The following is a 19,664-nucleotide window of genomic DNA, read 5'->3' as shown; positions in this document are numbered from 1 at the left end:
TATAGCAAAAACTGGTCATATTACAAGAGGGGAGCTATTGTTTTGACCAAAAGCCCGACTAGTTTTTGATGCCATGACCGTTTCTTTAAATAATCATAGGTCACAAGGCGTGACTCATTTTGCGTGTCTTGGAAATCTTTAACGATATCTGCAATAGCTGATACACGATATAGATAAGTTGCACATTCAAAATGATGATATAAACTCCGATAATCTAAATTTATGGAACCAACAACAGCTTTCATTCCATCGCTAACAAAAATTTTAGAGTGAACAAAGCCAGGACTATACTCATATATCCTAACGCCGGAGTCCATTAAGGCTTTATAATAGGTTTTAGCCAAAGCATAAGGTACTGCCTTATCAGGTTTTCCAGGCATAATGATTCGAATATCTACCCCACGTTCAGAAGCAAATCGGATAGCATGCTCCATCTCACTATCTAAAATCAAGTACGGAGTCATTATATAGACGTATTCTTTAGCATGGTTAAGGATATCAATATAGACATTTTCTCCAATCTTATCCGTATCTAAAGGAGAATCCCCATAGGGAATCAAAAAGCCATCAGAAGTAAGCTCTTGTTCATGTTTTGATAAATAGGGCTCAATAATAAGTTCTTTCTCTGTGATAGACCACATCTGTAAAAATAGGATTAGAAAACTATCTACAGCTTCACCTTCTACTCTGAGACCAGCATCTTTCCAGTGGCCAAAACGCTCTATTTCATTAATATATTCATCAGCTAAATTAATACCGCCAGTGTAGGCAATCTCACCATCAATAACAACAATTTTACGATGATCACGATAATTATAATAAGTTGAAATAAACGGCGATATTGGAAGAAATGCTTTTGCTTTTATACCCAGACCTTCAAGTAATTTTGAATAGTCTGAAGATAGGGTAGATAATTCTATCATACCATCATATAAAACACGAACCTCTACACCTTCTTTTACTTTTCTCTCTAATATACCGAGAATTTCTCCCCACATTAAACCTTCGGCAATAATAAAGAACTCTAAAAAAATATATTTTTCAGCCTTAAGTAAATCTTCTTTTAATTGTTCAAAAAAAGGTTCACCACCAGAAAAATAAGTTGTCTGACTATTATCGTAAACAGGAAAACTTGCCCGACTTCTCTGTAAATATTGCACTAAATGGTAAGTTGTTGAGGTATTATCTTTCAGTATATCAACAACTGCCTCATCATCTTTTAAATAAGGTTCACTTAGCTCCACTAGATGATTGATTCTTTTCTTTAAATCCCGGTATCCCCAATCAAACTTAGTATAAATAAGGAGTAAGGAACCAAATAAAGGCGCAACCATAATTAAGATAAGCCAAGTTACCCTAGAAATAGCATCCATTTCACTATTAACAAGATAAAGAACGATACAAATGGCAAAGATGACTTCAACAATTGTTAGTAAAAAACGATATTGTTCCATCCATGCATAAGATAGTACTAAAAACAAAATTTGCAAGAGAACCAAAAGTATAATCAAGGTTACACGACTAAATAGGCCTCGCAAAAACCCCCGCTTACTTTTATGAAGCAAATGTTTAACTTTGATTTTATTATTTATTATTCAGTCCTCCTCTAAAAATGCTAATAGGACTACTAGAATCAATTCGAACAATTCTCTTCAAAATAGTAACCCCGATATTATAAACTACAATTTTCCTTGCAAATATTTAATGCTATCAAGCACCCTAAATTTGAAGTTCACTTTTGGTTAACCTCTACTTTTATAGTTTATCAAAAATTACCTACTTTGTCTCTTGGTTTAGATTTGATTTAGAAGAGAAATAAAGTACGCTCCTATAGTAAAGGAACGCACTTTATCAGCTTTAAAATAGTCCAATTACGGTACCATCTTCCGAAACATCCATATTAAGAGCTGCAGGAACTTTCGGTAAACCGGGCATAGTCATCACATCGCCTGTCAGAGCTACAATGAACCCCGCTCCAGTTTTAGGTACAAATTCACGGATAGTGATCTCAAAGCCTTCAGGGGCTCCGATCAAAGTTTGATCATCAGAGAAGCTATACTGAGTCTTAGCCATACAAATAGGCAGTTTATCCCACCCAAATTCAGCAAATTGTCTAAGTTGAGCTTGAGCTTTTGCCGACAAGGTCACACTCTGTCCACCGTAAATATTTTTTACAATCTTGGTAATTTTCTCTTCGACGGTATCTTGCTCGGTATATAAAGGTTGATAAGCTACTTGTCCTTCTTCGATTACTTTGACAATTGTTTTTGCCAGAGCTACTCCTCCTTCAGCTCCCTTTGCCCAGACGCTAGCTAGTTCAACTGGAACATCAATCTCACGACAGAGGTCTTTTAAAATAGCAATTTCAGCATCAGTATCAGCTATAAACTCATTAATAGCGACTACGACTGGAATTCCATATTGACGCATATTTTCAACGTGACGCTTCAAGTTTGAAAAACCAACTTTTACAGCCTCGATATTTTCCTCACTGAGTTGATTTTTGAGAACTCCTCCATGCATTTTTAAAGCACGTAAAGTTGCAACAATAACAATAACGTCAGGAACTTTTGATAAATTGGGTACTTTAATATCTAGGAATTTTTCTGCTCCTAAATCAGCTCCAAAACCAGCTTCAGTTACTGTATAATCAGCTAAGCGTAGTGCTGTTGCAGTAGCCAAAATAGAATTACAACCATGAGCAATATTAGCAAATGGTCCACCGTGAACTAAGGCAGGTGTCCCATAGATTGTTTGTACCAAATTGGGCTTGATAGCATCCTTAAGGATAAGGGTTAACGCTCCTTCTACCTTCAAGTCACGCACATAAATCGGTTTACGGTCATAACTATAAGCCACAACAATATTGGCAAGTCGTTCTTTTAAATCCTTAAGATCAGTCGCTAAACATAAAATAGCCATGATTTCCGATGCAACTGTAATATCAAAGCCATCTTCTCTAGGAAGGCCATTAACTGGGCCTCCGAGGCCGACAATAACCTGACGTAAAGCGCGGTCGTTAAGATCGACAACTCTTTTCCAAATAATGCGACGCTGATCAATACCAAGTTCATTGCCTTGTTGTAGATGATTATCAATCAAAGCTGAGAGGGCGTTATTTGCTGTTGTAATCGCATGCATATCTCCTGTAAAGTGAAGATTAATATCTTCCATTGGCAAGACTTGAGCGTAGCCACCTCCAGCAGCTCCCCCTTTAATTCCCATTACAGGCCCTAATGATGGTTCTCTTAAAGCAAGCATTGTTTTCTTACCAATTTTATTTAAAGCATCCGCAAGTCCAATACTCATTGTAGACTTCCCTTCACCCGCAGGTGTGGGGTTAATTGCTGTTACTAAAATTAATTTTCCAACTTTATTTTCTCCGATGGCATTGATTTTATCAAATGATAATTTAGCCTTGTACTTTCCGTAAAGCTCAATATCATCAAAATCAATACCAACTTTTTCAACAACTTCTGTAATTGGTTTAAGTGTAATACTTTGAGCAATTTCAATGTCTGATTTCATAGGGCTCCTTTTTTATACATGTCATTTAGATACATTCATTATAACACAAGTGATAATGACTCCAATATTGAAAGGTTTTTAATTTATGATTGCTCAATTTGAAAACCATCTTGATTCAAGGTCTCTTTAATCATATCAATAAGTTGATCAACAGTAAGAGAAGTTTCTAATAAATCAGAAAGATTTGCCATGCACTGGCTATTAATATTAGGAAAGTCGATTTTTGATTCTTGAGATTTACCTTCTTTGTAGAAATGAGACAATAAGCGACATCTCTCCTTTTGATCACCACTGACACTCAGATAGATTGATACCAGAACAGCATTTTTCTTGCGACGCTGAGCAATACCAGCAAATTTTTTACCATTAATACTGAGATCATACTTACCAGGACAATAAGATTGGCTAATTTCCTTAACATCAATAACTTTTCCGCTTGACTTAAGAACTTCTTTTATCAAGTCGACCATTATTAAATATCCATCTGCAATGCGAAAATTCGAATCATCCTCTCCACCAATTGGTAGGCAAAGAGAAAAATTAAGAACACCACTATCTGAAACAACTGCTAGTCCACCTATATTTCGAATAGCAACTTGATAACCTTGGTTCTCTAAGTATTTTTTAGCACTTTCAAAAGAAGGGAGCTGACGATCTATCATGCCTAGTATAACCGTGTTTGCTAGAGGCCAAAAATGTAAAAATAGTTGATCGGAATCGGTATTAACCATCTCTAGTATGCTCTGTGATCTTGCTAAAGCTGAATCAATAGTAGAATATTCCCTACTATCATCCACTACAGTTAATGGCAATTGATTAAAAATATTTAGCCTTGTCATCTTTTCCTCAGTTCAAGTGATTATTTTTTATCTTCATCTATTTTAGCTTAATTAGGAGCATTATGCTATTAAAACTGATAAGAAGCTAAACCATTACTTAGCTCTCTAAAATATGTTAAAATAAACTTATGAAAATTTTAATTACATCAGGTGGAACAACTGAAAAAATTGATTCTGTTCGAAGTATTACTAACCATTCTACAGGCAGGTTGGGTAAAATGATTGCCGAAACTTTTTTAGAAAAGGGCTTTGACGTTACTTTAGTTACTACTCCTGATGCTCTGAAACCCCAGCAAGATGAGCATTTATCCGTTTATCAGATTACAAATGTTGCTAGCCTAGCACAAACCCTAGAAACTTTAGTTAAAACTCATGATGTTTTGATTCATAGCATGGCAGTCTCAGACTACACTCCTGTCTACATGACGGATTTTGATCATGTCAAACAAATTTCTGACTTAGACTCTCTGCTAACTAAATCAAATACAGAAAGTAAAATTTCTTCGCAATCAGATTACCAAGTCCTCTTTCTTAAAAAAACACCCAAATTAATTTCTTTGGTTAAAAAGTGGAACCCTGAAATAAAATTAATTGGCTTTAAGCTTCTAGTCAATGTGGAAAAAGAAAAGTTGCTATCAGTAGCTAGAGAAAGTTTAATTAAAAATGCAGCTACTTATATTTTGGCAAACGACTTAAGCCAAATAAGTGAAGATCGACACCACGCTTATTTAGTTGGCCATGATGATCTCATTGAGTTAGAAACTAAAGCAGATATCGCTAAACTAATTTGTAGAAAGATTATTGACAATGACTAAAAATATTACATTAGCCGTTACAGGTAGTATCTCAGCTTACAAAGCTGCTGATCTAACAAGTATGCTAACCAAAGCAGGTTTTAACGTGACAGTACTTATGACTAAGGCAGCGCAAGCATTCATAACGCCACTAACCTTACAAGTACTATCTAAAAACTCTGTTCATTTTGACATTATGCGAGAAGATGACGTGGCTATTGTCAACCATATTGAATTGGCCAAAAAGACAGATTTATTTCTAGTCGCACCAGCCTCTGCTAATACTATTGCGCACTTGGCCTATGGCTTTGCTGATAACATGGTCACGAGCGTTGCCCTTGCTCTTCCTCAAACAACCCCAAAAATGATTGCACCTGCAATGAATACTAAAATGTATACTAATCCCATCACTCAAGAAAATATCAAACGACTTGAGAGTATTGGGTATCAACAAATCCTACCACAATCGTCCTTATTAGCTTGTGGTGATAGGGGAATAGGGGCACTTGCTGATATTAAAGATATCTACACTATAGTCCTTGATTTTTTCGAGGGTTAATAGTTGTTAGCCTCTAAAATCATAATCTTGCAGAAAATTTAATGGAGAGTTATCTAATGAATCGTCGAAAATCCTCTGAAGTCGCAATTTTATCAATCTTTTTTGCGATTATGTTACTGATACATTTTATCAGTTCTTTTGTCTTCAATATTTGGCCCCTTCCTATTAAACCAACCCTTGTTCACATTCCAGTTATCGTTGCTTCAATATTATACGGTCCCCGAATTGGTAGCATCCTCGGTGGACTTATGGGAATTATCAGTGTCATCACAAATACTATTATCTTACTTCCTACAAGCTATCTCTTCTCACCATTTGTAGACCACGGTAATATTTTTTCATTAGTGATTGCCATTATACCTCGCGTACTCATCGGAGTTACACCTTATTTTTGCTATAAATACCTTACTAATAAGGTCGGTTTGATAGTTTCAGGAATTATTGGATCCCTAACCAACACTATCTTTGTTCTTAGTGGAATATTTATCTTCTTTGGAAGTGTGTTCGCTGGTAATATAAAAGCTCTTTTAGCTGGGATTGTATCCTCAAACGCAATTGCAGAAATGGTTATATCTGCTATCGTTGTCATGGCTATCGTTCCAACCTTAAACAAAATAAAAAAATAAGATAGTAAACCTCGCTAAATGAGATAAGCGAGGTTTTTTCTGAAAAATTTCAATTGAAAGAAATTTGCAAATTTCCACAAAAAAAAGTGATTTTTCGCTACGAAAATGGTATACTGTAAGCGTTTAAAAAGTAATAAGGAGATAGTTAATGACCTATACAGAAAACTTTGAAAAGTGGCTAAATGTCCCTAATCTGCCAGATTATTTACATGATGAATTAATGCAGATGGACGAAAAAACCAAAGAAGATGCCTTCTATACTAATCTCGAGTTCGGAACTGCGGGCATGCGTGGCATTATCGGAGCAGGTACAAATCGTATCAATGTTATCGTTGTTCGGCAAGCAACTGAGGGTTTAGCAAAATTATTAGAGTCTAAAGGACAGGAAGCCAAAAATCGTGGTGTAGCTATTGCTTACGACTCTCGACACTTTTCACCTGAGTTCGCTTTTGAGTCTGCTCAAGTTTTAGCAGCACACGGAATCAAATCATATGTTTTTGAGAGCCTTAGACCAACACCCGAGCTCTCATTTGCTGTTCGACACTTAAATGCTTTCGCTGGCATCATGATAACAGCCAGCCATAACCCTGCCCCTTTTAACGGATACAAAGTATACGGTGCTGATGGAGGGCAAATGCCTCCTGCCGATGCTGATGCCTTAACAGAATTTATTCGTTCCATTGAAAATCCTTTCTCAATCGCATTAGCTGACTTAGATAATTCAAAAGCAAAGGGATTAATTGAGGTTATTGGTGAAGCGGTTGACACCGAGTATCTTAAAGAAGTTAAAAAGGTTAACATTAATCATGAACTTATCAAGGAATTTGGTAAGGATATGAAAATTGTCTATACACCGCTACATGGGACTGGAGAAATGTTAACTCGTCGCGCCTTAGAGCAGGCAGGATTTGAGTCTGTTGAAGTTGTTGAATCACAAGCTAAACCAGATCCTGATTTTTCAACAGTTGCATCACCTAATCCTGAGAGTCAGGCAGCCTTCGCCCTCGCTGAGGAACTTGGTCGTCAAGTTAACGCTGATGTTCTTGTTGCTACCGATCCTGATGCCGACCGACTAGGTGTTGAAATTCGTCAAGCTGACGGTTCATATCGGAACTTATCCGGTAATCAAATTGGCGCAATTATTGCAAAATATATCCTTGAAGCTCATAAACAAGCAGGAACCTTACCTGAAAATCCTGCACTTGCAAAATCTATCGTTTCAACTGAATTAGTAACAAAGATTGCAGAAAGTTACGGAGCGACTATGTTTAGTGTCCTTACCGGCTTTAAATTTATTGCTGAAAAAATCCAAGAATTTGAAGAAAAACATAATTACACTTACATGTTCGGCTTCGAAGAAAGCTTTGGTTATCTTATCAGACCATTTGTGCGTGATAAAGATGCTATCCAAGCTGTTCTAATTGTTGCTGAAATTGCGGCTTACTACCGATCCATAGGTTTGACACTGGCTGATGGTATTGATGAGATTTACAAAGAATATGGCTATTTTGCTGAAAAAACAATTTCTGTTACCTTATCAGGTGTTGATGGTGCTGCAGAAATTAAAAAGATTATGGATAAGTTTCGGAATAATGCACCAAGCCAATTTAATACCACTAATATTGTCCAAACAGAAGATTTTCAAGAGCAAACATCAACAACTAAAGGTGGTATTAAAAAACTGACAACACCACCAAGCAATGTTCTCAAGTATACATTAGCTGATGACTCTTGGATTGCTGTAAGACCTTCTGGAACAGAGCCTAAAATTAAATTTTACATCGCTACTGTAGGTGCTACCCTCTCTGATGCAGAGATAAAAATCAAAAATATTGAAGCTGAAATTAATTCCTTTGTAAAAGATTAATCAAAAAGAAAGTTCTAGTTTTTAGAACTTTCTTTTTTGATTAATGTAATTTTCTTTTAAAGAATGATATCGAAGCTAAAATTAAAGCTGAAATAAGAGATAGACTTCCTAAAAGTTTATGTGTTTTTTGTGAATCATTTGTCATAGGTAATGAATTTACTTTTTCTTGTCCTTCTACAAAATTAACTACTTTAGAATCAGCACGTTCTTTAGTTATATGTAGTTCGTTGATAAGTAAGATTGCATTGTTTTGAGACTCTTTTTCCTCATTTACAGGGACATGTGGTTTTACAAGAGGTTTTTGCTTGTTTAATTGATTTTCTCTTTTAGGTAAAACTGGAGTTTGTTGACCTACAAGAATTTCATTTGATTTCTCGTTTTCTTTATTTTTAAGCAATTCTTCAAGTGTAATAGCACTGTAATTACCAGCTCTATCCTCTAGTACATAGTATAAACGATCCATTTTACTAATATCAATTGTAATCATTTCTCCACTCAACTCATCTTCAACTTCTGTTGGTAAGATAAATTGACCATTTTCATCTCTATCAAAGAAAATAAAATTAATAACTTCATCACCATATTTATAATAAAGACGATCGCGGTAAGTATTATTTGAGTCCTCGCTAAAGCCTTTTGGAATTGTCAAACTTCTTGCCTCTGAATCAAAACTGATATCCTTAGGAAGGTCTGGTAAAGTTAAATCGACTAAAATATTGAAGTCCACAGACTGTTCCTTAGCTCCCTTTGCAATTGGAGTATAGATTACACGATAAACATATTTTCCTTCTTTCACGGTACCGCCAGAAGAATCTTTACCAGCCCATCTTGTTCTCTCTAAAATACCTTGTTTTAATTCATTAGTATTAACGTGTTTTTGGGCAAATGGTGTAACTTGGCTTTCCCAAATTGGAGTTGTTAAATCATCATTTTTAAAGACTTGTGCTTTAATATCTTTAACATTTCTTAGGAAAATACCTTTAAAAACAAGACTGTCCATATTATTATCACCATTTGGCGATATAGCGAGATATGGTTTACCATCTTGGAAATGGAAGCGTCGAACTGTCTCATCACCTTCTTTTGTATAGGAACCAAGGAAATCCTCAATAGAAATCTCTGGAGAGAGTTCAGCTGAAAACTCTTCGGATTTACTTCCTTCTACTATTGACCAAGGTGTGAAATCTGTCATCAAGCCTGTAAAGTGGCTATTTTTTATTTGTTGAATGCCATCAACTTTAAAGTCTAACTTATCTTGACCTTCTTCTGGAGTATAATAGAAGGTACCTTCAAGACTCTTATAAATCGGGCTATCTAGAGCTTCTAAATCAGCAAATTTGCCTTTAAAGCCAAGGAAAGGAATTGAAAGTGCATTTTGAACCCCATCATTTGTATCAAAATGAACAAAACCATCTACAAAGTAGCCATTAATCATTTCACTACTTAATTCAGCATCAAACTTACTAATGTCAATTGTGATTGTAACCTCTTTTACCTCATTAGGAGCAAGGTTAATCTCTTGTTTATCTGTTTTATATAATTCTTTAGGATGTAGTGTCATTTTGCCATCTTCAGCTTTATCTGTGAGTACTGTTGCATAGTACTTAAACTGCTTGACTTGACTGCTCATATTATGTAATTTGACTTTTAATTCAAAAGTATTTGAGATATCACCTAAATTGATTTTTGATAAACCGCTTGTTCCTGTCACAAAGACTTCTGTAGTAATAGCTTTTTTAGCATCAATAGCACCGGCGCCTTGTAGTCTAGGTGAGTAATAGGTATTATCATCTGGACTAATAATTGGACTTGCTGTTGACATTAAAATATTTTTGACTAATCTTAGTTGCTCTTCAGGACTATATTGAGAGAATTTTTTCTTAACATATTCTTGTACTAGACTAATAATGCCCATAGCGTGTGGACTAGCTGTACTTGTTCCAGACATTGGACTATAGGTATTGCCCAAAGATGGAGAATAAATTTCATAGCCTGGAGCAGATAGATCAGGTTTCATATTACCGTCTGCAGATAGCCCCCAACTTGAGAAGTTTGCCATTTGTCTACCACCAGGAACTGCTACAAGTTTTTTCTTCCGATCAAAACTTAAAGTCGCTTTGTCTAAAGACTTAAGATAGTCAAAGTCTTCAAGACTGATGAAACCCATAGGTAATTGCCCATGATAATTTAAAGGTAAGAGAGGTCGCTTATAATCTTTGTGATGAACAAGAACGCCAGCTACTCCTTTAGATTGAGCAAGTTCAGCAGTTGCTTTTGAAGTTTTAACACCTCCATAGTTTACAATAACAACCTTATCTTTGACATCTTTATCACGGTAATCATTTTCTAAACCATCCCCAATGTAAACAAAATTCAGTTCTTTTCCTTTAGGGAAAGGACTAGCCACAGTTACCGCTAGTTCTTTTGATTCATTGTTAGCCTTAACAGTAAAAACTTCACTTATAGTTTCTGGTGCAACATAAGCTGCAATAGTAAGAACATCATCTGTCGTTGCAGGTGTCCCAATAACACCAAAATCAGGATTCTTAGCTAGAGGTTTTAAAGAAGAGCCTCCCATTGCAAATTCATTTCCAGCTGCAACAACAACTGCTACCCCTTTTTCTCTAGCTGCATTTAGCGCTCTATGAACGCTCTCTTTTAATTCGTCACTGGCTTTACCAACATTCCCAAAACTCATGTTAATAGCTGTAGCACCAAGAGCAATTGCATCCTCAATCGCTAAAGCATACAGATTTTCTTTTTCAGACATAACTTTTGTTTCCCCAACTTTTAAAAACATTAGTTGGGCTTCTGGAGCAACTCCCTCCATTAAAAGTTCATTTTTTTCACTTTTCATTGAACCTGTGGCAACGCCAGCAACATGGGTTCCGTGATATAGATTATCATTATTAGCCTTTGGAGAGTTTACTCCCGAGTTATAATCATGATAAAAAACAAGTTTATTATTTACCCATTTTCCTCTGTCAATCCCACGCTCTTTTTTCTTAGCTTCTATTTCTTCTTCACTTTTATATTTTAAATCACTGCTATCACTAGGTTTTAACATATCATGCGTCTGTTCAATTCCAGAATCAATGACAGCAATTAATGCTCCTTTTCCTTTACCAACTTTTTCCCAAAGTTCTTTAACATTTGAAGGATCAACTTGATCAATCAATGGTTTTTGTTGTTCTTCAGAAACTGGTTCAGTAATCGTTTCTTTAACTTCTACTTCCTTACCAACCTGCTCAGTAGTTTCTACTGACTCAGTTGTTAAGTTATCAGCTTCAGGTTGCTCTACCTGCTTTGAAACGACTGCTTCTGAATTTGATTCAGTAGCTGATACACTGCTTACTTGTGTTAATAAAACACTTGTTGCAGCAAGTGATAACTGAAGCATAATTAATTTTTTCGAGCGAATTTTACTTTTCACAATATATTCCTCCAATAGAATGTCCGTTAATAATAATACATTATTATCATTTGTTTAGCAATAGATTTTAAAAAGATTAGATTTTTCATAAAATATTAGCATTTTTATTGGATAGACTATAATTTAAAATATGTAAAAAGCCCCAGAAATTCTAGAGCTCTTTACATATTTTAAATTTAATTTTTTATTTAGATTTTATATAGTTAACACCATCTGCTTTAGGTGCTACTGCTTGTCCAAAGAAAGCGGCAAGAATGATGATAGTAAAGAGATAAGGAGCTATCTCTAAATATACTGTCGGAATTTTTTCCAATAAAGGTAGTTGGGCACCTATGACAGCTAAACTTTGAGACAAACCAAAGAACAAACTCGATAGCATTGCTCCTACTGGATTCCACTTACCAAAAATCATTGCAGCAAGTGAAATAAATCCAGGACCTAAAATTGTCGTTACGGCAAAGTTAACTGAAATGGATTGTGCATATACTGCCCCTCCGATACCACCAAGGAAGCCAGAAATCATAACACCATAATATTTCATTAAGTAAACATTTATTCCTAGCGTGTCGGCTGCCTGAGGATGTTCACCTACTGAACGCAAGCGTAGACCAAAGCGTGTTTTATAAAGAATAAACCAAGCAAGGAAAGAAAAACCAACAGCTAAATAGCCGACTAAGGTTGTATCCTTAAAGAAAATATGACCAATGATAGGAATATCACTTAAAATAGGAAAGTCAAATTTACCAAAAGATGCTTGAATATTATCAGTTTGACCTTTTCCGTAGAAGACTTTTACTAGAAAAACTGCTAGGGAAGGAGCTAATAGGTTTAAAACTGTACCAGAAACAATGTGATCTGCCCTAAAATTAATGGTAGCTACAGCATGAAGTAATGAGAAGATTAGACCTACTAAACCTCCAACTAAAACGGCAATCCAGGGGGTTGCTTTTCCAAATGTATCAACAAATTCTAAGTTGAATACAATACCTGAAAATGCTCCCATTACCATAATCCCTTCTAACCCGACATTAACAACACCAGATCTTTCTGAGAAAGTACCTCCAATACTTGTGAAAATAAGAGGGGTAGCATAAATCAACATTGAAGATATTAACAATGAAAGAATTGTAACTAATGACATCTTATTTACCACCTTTCACAGTTGTTTTTTTAGTTCTAATCATATAACGTTCAATTAAGTAATGCGCCCCCACAAAGAAAATAATTGAGGCTGTCACAATTTTGACCAGTTCTGGAGGAATTCCAGCAACATTCATACCAGGTGCACCAACATTTAAAACACCAAAAAGGAAAGCTGAGAAAAAGATACCAAGTGGATTATTAGCTGCAAGAAGACTTACTGCCATACCATCAAAACCAATAGCTAAAGAACTAGATTGAACAAAGACATTTTCAAACGTCCCCAGTCCTTCAACAACACCACCTAGGCCAGCTAGTGCACCTGAAATAATCATTGAAAGAATGATAGTTCTTTTGGCAGACATACCAGCATACTCACTGGCATGAGGATTTAGACCAACTGAGCGAATTTCAAATCCTAAGGTTGTTTTATTTAGTAAGAACCAGATGATAAAGATAGCTATTAGAGCAAAGAAAATACCAATATTAAGTCTTGAATTATTTGTTAATTCGGATAACCATGGCGTTTGATAACTAGCATTATGGCTAACTTGAACAGAGGAATCAATACTTTGTTTAATATTTTTTGCGAAGCCATTTTGAATAACAGCGTTACCAGTATACAAAATAATATAGTTCATCATAATGGTTACAATAACTTCGCTGGTTCCTAGGAAGGCACGTAAAATACCAGGTATTGCTCCAGCAATTCCCCCTGCTACCATCCCAATTATTACTGTTAATACAATCAGTAACGGACGAGACATGTCTGGATGTGAAAGGGCAAACCAAGTGGAAGAAATCCATCCTGCCAAAGCTTGTCCAGAAAGACCAATATTAAAAAAACCAGCTCGACTTGCAACAGTAAATCCAAGGGCGATAAGAATCAGTGGCCCCATCGCTCTTAAAATCTCACCTATATTTTTCACACTACCAAAAGCGATATTAAATAAGCCTTCGTAACCCCATATTGGGTCATATCCAAAGATAAACATAATGATTGCGCCAAGTACAAAACCTAATAAGACGGAAATGACAGGAACTGCAATTTTTTGTGCCTTTTTAGACATTTTCTTCCTCCTTATCAATTGAACCACCAGCCATAAGAATTCCTAACTCCTGTTTATTAGTCGTTTCTGGCATAACAATGCCTTGGATTTTTCCATCATGGATAACAGCAATTCGATCAGATAAATTCAAAATTTCATCAAGTTCAAAGCTAACTACTAAGACAGCTTTTCCTTTATCACGTTCTTCGATTAGACGTTTATGGATATACTCAATCGCACCAACATCAAGACCGCGGGTTGGCTGACTAACAATCAGTAAATCAGGATTGCGGTCAACTTCACGGGCAATAATAGCTTTTTGCTGATTTCCTCCAGAGAAACCTCTAGCCGGAACTAGTTCACTAGCACCCCGTACGTCAAATTCAGACATCAATTGGCGAGCATAATCATTGATTTTAGCATAATTTAAAATACCATTTTTACTTAAAGGTTCTTTATAGTAGGTCTGTAAAGCTGTATTTTCTGCTAAAGAAAGATCTAAAATTAAGCCATCACGGTGCCTATCTTCTGGAACATGGCCAACAGATAACTCAGTAATTTTACGCGAAGAATATTGCGTTACATCTTGACCTTTTATAGTAATCGTGCCAGATTTCACTTTACGTAAACCAGTAATAGCTTGAATTAATTCACTTTGACCATTACCATCAATACCAGCGATACCAATAATTTCACCAGCTCTAACATCTAGTGAAAGCCCTTTAACAGCAGGGACACCACGATTTTCATCAACAAATAAGTCTTTAATTGATAAAACTACTTCTTTTGGTTCTGAAGGTTTTTTAGCAGTTGTAAAAGAAACAGATCGTCCCACCATCATTTCTGCTAATTCTTTTGAGCTAACCCCTAAAACGTTTGCTGTCTCAATTGATTTTCCTCTACGAATAACGGTTACGCGATCAGCAACGGCGCGGATTTCATCTAATTTATGTGTGATAAGGACGATAGACTTTCCTTCTTTAACCAAGTTTTTCATAATAATCATTAATTCTTGGATTTCAGAAGGGGTTAAAACAGCAGTCGGTTCATCAAAAATTAATATATCAGCACCACGGTAAAGAGTCTTTAAAATCTCAACACGTTGTTGAGCTCCTACCGATATGTCAGCGACTTTTGCATCAGGATCGACAGATAGGCCATACTTTGTAGATAAATCTCGGATTTCTTTACTTGCTTTCTTTAAATCTAAACGACCATTTTTAACTGTTTCATTTCCTAAAATAATATTTTCAGCAACTGTAAATGCTTCAACCAACATAAAATGTTGATGCACCATACCAATTCCTAAACGAGAAGACTTAGAAGGGGAGTCAATTTGAACTGGTTTACCATTAATCAAAATTTCACCTTCTGTTGGTTCAAGCAGGCCGGCTAGCATGTTCATCAAAGTAGACTTACCAGCTCCATTTTCTCCTAATAAGGCATGAATTTCCCCTTTTTTGACGGTCAAATTAATATGATCATTTGCGACAAAATCACCAAATTTTTTTGTAATCTCTTTCATTTCAATGACATGTTGAGTCATAGGATCGCGCTTCCTTTCAATTCACACTTTTATTTCAGCAAAGCTTGCCAGTAATCGCAAGCTTTACTGAGACAAAAATTATCTCAGTCTAAAAGAGCGACCGACGAAGGTCGCTCAAACTTCAGGTTTATTTATCTGGAACGTTAATATCGCCAGAAACAATTTTTTCTTTAGCTTCTTTAATTGCTTTTATGGTATCATCTGAAAGATTAGTTGTCGCAATATCAACACCACCATCTTTTAAACCATAAACTGTTGTTTTACCACCAGGGAATTTTTTATCAACAACAAGCTTATTAATGAGTTGAACTGATTTACCAACTTTTTTGATTGAAGACGCAAGCACGAAGTTTGATTTTTTACCATCTTTAGATGTATAGTTTCCTTCATCTTTTTGATCACGGTCAACACCGATAACCCAAACTTTATCAGCATCTGTCTTTTTCTCATTACGAGCTTTTGCTTCATTGAAGACACCTGCACCAGTTCCACCAGCAGCTTGATAAATAATATCTGCACCACTAGCATACTGTGCTGCAGCGATTGTTTTACCTTTTGCAGCATCACCAAATGATCCAGCATAATCTACTTTAACTTTGATTGAGCTATCAACAGATTTAACACCTTCTTGGAAACCTTTTTCGAAGCGGGTAATAACTGTACCCTTCATTCCACCGATGAAACCTACCACTTTTGTTTTAGTTGTTTTAGCTGCTGCAATACCAGCAAGGTAAGCAGCTTCATTATCAGCAAATGTTACGCTAGCGACATTATCTTTACCTTCAATAACGTCATCGATGATAACATAATTAGTTTCTTTGTTATCTGCTGCTGCTTTAGCAATAGCATCTTTAAGAGCAAAACCAATCCCATAAACAACCTTATAACCATCAGATACGGCTGTATCTAGGTTTGTTGCATATTCAGATTCACTATTTGATTGGAAGTAATTGAAACCAGCTCCTTTTTTAAGCCCCATTTCTTTACCCCAAGATTGTAAACCTTCCCAAGCTGATTGGTTGAAAGATTTATCATCAACACCACCAGTGTCAGTAACAATTGCCACTTTTAAATCTGTTTTAGCATTTTTGCTATCAGATTTTGAAGGACCGCGATGCCCACATGCAGCTAAACTTACTAAAGCTACAGAAGCTAAACCAAGACCGATAAATTTCTTGTTCATGAAAATGAACCCTCCTAAAAATGTTTCTAGCAATCCCTTGCTGAAAAAATATATATAGCCTTATGGCCAAATAACTAGTTAAAGTCAGATTTTAAGATAAATCTGTAAAAGAATATGGAAGCAGATCCCTCACCGTTGTCAAAGTAGTACGACCATCTTTAGCGATAAGTGTTACCTTGGCGGTGGGTTCAAAAAATTCAGCCATTACTTGGCGACAAGCACCACAGGGAGAAACCGGTTCCTGTGTTTCCCCGAAAATGGCAATTTCAGATAATTCTTTGTATCCCTCCGATACTGCTTTAAATATCGCTGTACGCTCTGCACAGTTTGTTAATCCAAAGCTAGCATTTTCAATATTACATCCAGTAAAGAGTTTACCTTCACTTGTCAATAGAGCTGCACCTACTGGAAATTTTGAATAGGGAACGTAAGCATATTTACTAGCCTCAATGGCAGCAGACTCTAGCTTAGTAGCCACCATTAGATGTCTCCCCATTGATAATTTTCACACCGGCAGAGGTCCCTATTCTAGTAGCTCCAGCTTCAATAAAAGCTAATGCATCTTCCAATGAGCGAGCACCACCAGCAGCTTTTACACCAACCTTAGGACCAACAGTTTGACGCATCAATTTAACATCTGATACAGTAGCACCACCTGTTGAAAATCCTGTTGACGTTTTAACAAAGTCAGCTCCAGCATTGATAGCCAAAGTACAAGCTTTAACTTTTTCATCATCAGTTAATAAACATGCTTCAATAATGACCTTCACAAGTTTGTCTCCACTTGCTTCCACTACTGCTCGAATGTCATTCTCTACGTAGTCATAATCACCTTGTTTCATACGACCAATATTGATGACCATATCAATTTCATCTGCGCCATTTTCAATTGCATTTTTAGTTTCAAAAGCCTTTGTTTCTGATGTAGTTGCTCCAAGAGGAAAACCAACTACCGTACAAACTTTAACATCAGAACCTCTTAAAGATTGCGCACAATAAGATACCCAAGATGGATTAACACAAACGCTAGCAAAATCATATTCTTTTGCTTCTAATAATAATTGATTCAATTGTTCCTTCACACTATCTGCTTTCAACAAAGTGTGGTCAATATATTTATTTATTTTCATTAAAACACCTCAAGATATGACTTCTATAATCTCTTTAGGAGCAATTCGCTCTTCACCTATTTTAACATTTTTTTCGAATTCTGTAATCACATTTTGACTTAAATCTTGACTAGAATAAATCACTGCGATACGCTCTCCGACCATGACAGAATCACCGACCTTCTTGTCAAAAACAATCCCACTTTCGTAATCAAGTTGATCGGTTTTAACAGCTCTACCTGCTCCTAACTTCATTGCAAATAAGCCAAATTCTAATGCTGGTAATTCTGTGATATAACCATCTGATTTTGCAAAGATTTCAGTCTGTACTTTTGCACTTGAAGGTCTGTAAAGATCAATTAAATCACCACCTTGTCGGTTAACCATCTCTTCAAACTTAGCTAAAGCACGACCCGAAACAAGATGTTCTTTAATTTCTTCTTTTGATTTTGAGATTCCAGCAAGTTCTAGCATTAATTGACCTAATTCGCAAATGAAGTTGGTCACATCCTCACGGCCTTCTCCTTGCATTATCTGAATTGCTTCCAACACTTCTAAACGATTGCCAATAGCTCGACCCAAAGGCTGGCTCATATTAGTAATAACTGCAATTGTTTTACGTCCTACCTCCTTCCCTAAATCAACCATTAAACGTGACAATTTTTCAGCATCTTCAATGGTCTTCATGAAAGCACCATCTCCAACTGTAACATCCAGTAAGATACTGTCAGCACCAGCTGCAATTTTTTTACTCATGACAGAACTAGCAATCAGAGGAATAATATCAACAGTGGCAGTGACATCACGTAAAGCATAGAGCATTTTATCAGCTTTAACCAACTTATCTGACTGGCCAATAACTGAGAGCCCAATTTCTTGAACTTGTTCAATAAATTCATCCTGATTAATGTTAATATTATAACCTTTTATAGCTTCTAATTTATCTAGTGTACCTCCAGTGTGGCCTAACCCTCTACCACTCATTTTGGCAACCGGCACACCGAAACTCGCTACTAAAGGTGCAAGAATTAAGGTCACCTTATCGCCAACACCCCCAGTAGAATGTTTATCTGTCTTAATACCTGGGATTGCCGATAAATCAATCTGTTCACCAGATTTAACCATTGCCATAGTCAAGTCTTTAGTCTCGCGAGTTGTCATGCCTTTAAAATAAACTGCCATAGCAAATGCAGACATTTGATAATCTGGTACAACGCCTTGAGCATAATTAGAAACCAACCATTCAATCTCTTGAGTGGAAAGTTCTTGCCCATCTCTTTTTTTCTGAATTAAATCAACGGCTCTCATTCTTTAATACTCCTTAAAATATAATAGCCTTTTACTTTTTTTACAATCTCTACGTTGCCAAAGATTAATTCCATTTTTTCTTTAGCACTTGGTGCCCCTTGTTTTTTCTGAATGACAATTGTCAGGTCACCATTTGAGTGAAGAAAATCGAAGGCTTTTTCGATAATTTCATGCACAACTTTTTTACCTGCTCGAATAGGGGGATTACTGATGATATGATCAAACTGTCCGGTAACATTTTCATAAATATTTGATTGGTATATCGTCACCTCAACTTCATTATAGGTTGCATTTTTCTTTGCAAGCTCAATAGCTCGGTTATTAATATCAATTAGTGTCGCACTAACTCCTTGAGTCTTGGCAAGAGCAATTCCTAAGGGACCATAACCACATCCCACATCAAGTAAACTTTCTCCCGTTCCAAAGGATAGGCTATTGAGAAGAACTTGACTTCCAAAATCAATCATTTTTTTTGAAAAAACACCAGAATCTGAAAAAAAAGTGAACTCTTGACCTAAGAGTTTAACACCTAATTTATGAATGTCATGTTGACTATCTGGATTTTCATCATAATACATTTTCGACATGCTTTTTCCTATCTATTTTCGATGCTTATACATTCTAACATACTTTGAAACGGTTTACAAGACGCTTATTTTTAAACCTTTTCTGCATATTGTTCG

Annotated in this window: 16 protein-coding genes; 4 read left to right on the top strand and 12 right to left on the bottom strand. The window is 36.0% G+C overall.

From position 1 onward, the window contains the following. Positions 1–20 precede the first annotated feature (20 nt). The 3 genes from cls to DQM45_RS05135 all read right to left on the bottom strand — a co-directional run bounded on the left by cls (position 21) and on the right by DQM45_RS05135 (position 4,367). Positions 21–1,538 carry a cardiolipin synthase gene (gene cls / locus DQM45_RS05145; protein ID WP_003083440.1) on the bottom strand — a complete coding sequence of 506 codons (1,518 nt, stop codon included), beginning with the start codon at positions 1,536–1,538 and terminating at the stop codon, positions 21–23. A gap of 319 nt (positions 1,539–1,857) precedes the next feature. Further along, positions 1,858–3,528: a formate--tetrahydrofolate ligase gene (locus tag DQM45_RS05140; protein ID WP_003084232.1), complete on the bottom strand. Its 1,671-nt coding sequence runs from the start codon at positions 3,526–3,528 to the stop codon at positions 1,858–1,860. Between the two features lie 83 nt (positions 3,529–3,611). Next, positions 3,612–4,367, bottom strand: a complete 756-nt coding sequence (locus tag DQM45_RS05135) for a lipoate--protein ligase family protein (protein WP_003084805.1) — start codon at positions 4,365–4,367, stop codon at positions 3,612–3,614. A gap of 128 nt (positions 4,368–4,495) precedes the next feature. On the opposite strand from DQM45_RS05135, the gene DQM45_RS05130 reads away from it, so the two are divergent. The 4 genes from DQM45_RS05130 to DQM45_RS05115 all read left to right on the top strand — a co-directional run bounded on the left by DQM45_RS05130 (position 4,496) and on the right by DQM45_RS05115 (position 8,213). Continuing rightward, positions 4,496–5,182 (top strand): phosphopantothenate--cysteine ligase, encoded by a 687-nt coding sequence (locus DQM45_RS05130; protein ID WP_003082919.1) that lies wholly within the window; start codon positions 4,496–4,498, stop codon positions 5,180–5,182. After that, complete coding sequence (gene coaC / locus DQM45_RS05125) at positions 5,175–5,720, top strand: phosphopantothenoylcysteine decarboxylase (protein ID WP_003085314.1); 546 nt, start codon at positions 5,175–5,177, stop codon at positions 5,718–5,720. Before DQM45_RS05130 ends, coaC begins: the two co-directional genes overlap by 8 nt. 56 nt (positions 5,721–5,776) lie before the next feature. Further along, positions 5,777–6,346, top strand: coding sequence for an ECF transporter S component (locus DQM45_RS05120; protein ID WP_003083335.1), 570 nt, complete (start codon positions 5,777–5,779; stop codon positions 6,344–6,346). Positions 6,347–6,494: 148 nt separating this feature from the next. Then, complete coding sequence (locus DQM45_RS05115) at positions 6,495–8,213, top strand: phospho-sugar mutase (RefSeq protein WP_003083919.1); 1,719 nt, start codon at positions 6,495–6,497, stop codon at positions 8,211–8,213. A 40-nt stretch (positions 8,214–8,253) separates the two neighbouring features. Here the strand turns inward: DQM45_RS05115 and DQM45_RS05110 are convergent, their stop codons facing one another. The 9 genes from DQM45_RS05110 to DQM45_RS05070 all read right to left on the bottom strand — a co-directional run bounded on the left by DQM45_RS05110 (position 8,254) and on the right by DQM45_RS05070 (position 19,568). Next, positions 8,254–11,646, bottom strand: coding sequence for a S8 family serine peptidase (locus DQM45_RS05110; protein ID WP_003085549.1), 3,393 nt, complete (start codon positions 11,644–11,646; stop codon positions 8,254–8,256). 184 nt (positions 11,647–11,830) lie between these two features. Continuing rightward, the gene (locus tag DQM45_RS05105; RefSeq protein WP_003084538.1) at positions 11,831–12,787 is read right to left on the bottom strand and encodes an ABC transporter permease; all 957 of its coding nucleotides are present in this window, start codon (positions 12,785–12,787) and stop codon (positions 11,831–11,833) included. Position 12,788: 1 nt separating this feature from the next. After that, positions 12,789–13,856, bottom strand: a complete 1,068-nt coding sequence (locus DQM45_RS05100; RefSeq protein ID WP_003086043.1) for an ABC transporter permease — start codon at positions 13,854–13,856, stop codon at positions 12,789–12,791. After that, on the bottom strand, positions 13,849–15,381 hold the full coding sequence (locus DQM45_RS05095) for an ABC transporter ATP-binding protein (protein ID WP_003083505.1): 1,533 nt from the start codon (positions 15,379–15,381) through the stop codon (positions 13,849–13,851). The genes DQM45_RS05100 and DQM45_RS05095 overlap by 8 nt, the downstream gene beginning before the upstream one ends. 127 nt (positions 15,382–15,508) lie before the next feature. Then, the gene (locus tag DQM45_RS05090) at positions 15,509–16,564 is read right to left on the bottom strand and encodes a BMP family lipoprotein (protein ID WP_003085134.1); all 1,056 of its coding nucleotides are present in this window, start codon (positions 16,562–16,564) and stop codon (positions 15,509–15,511) included. Between the two features lie 91 nt (positions 16,565–16,655). After that, entirely contained in the window at positions 16,656–17,045 is a 390-nt protein-coding gene (locus DQM45_RS05085) for a cytidine deaminase (RefSeq protein ID WP_003083268.1), read from the bottom strand. After that, positions 17,032–17,694, bottom strand: coding sequence for a deoxyribose-phosphate aldolase (gene deoC, locus DQM45_RS05080; protein WP_003084753.1), 663 nt, complete (start codon positions 17,692–17,694; stop codon positions 17,032–17,034). Before deoC ends, DQM45_RS05085 begins: the two co-directional genes overlap by 14 nt. A gap of 9 nt (positions 17,695–17,703) precedes the next feature. Further along, entirely contained in the window at positions 17,704–18,981 is a 1,278-nt protein-coding gene (locus tag DQM45_RS05075; protein ID WP_003084015.1) for a pyrimidine-nucleoside phosphorylase, read from the bottom strand. Continuing rightward, the gene (locus tag DQM45_RS05070) at positions 18,978–19,568 is read right to left on the bottom strand and encodes a class I SAM-dependent methyltransferase (protein ID WP_003086066.1); all 591 of its coding nucleotides are present in this window, start codon (positions 19,566–19,568) and stop codon (positions 18,978–18,980) included. The genes DQM45_RS05075 and DQM45_RS05070 overlap by 4 nt, the downstream gene beginning before the upstream one ends. Between the last annotated feature and the right edge of the window lie 96 nt (positions 19,569–19,664).

It is taken from the genome of Streptococcus porcinus (assembly GCF_900475415.1).
Lineage (GTDB): Bacteria > Bacillota > Bacilli > Lactobacillales > Streptococcaceae > Streptococcus > Streptococcus porcinus.
This window is presented reverse-complemented; position numbering and strand designations above follow the sequence as displayed.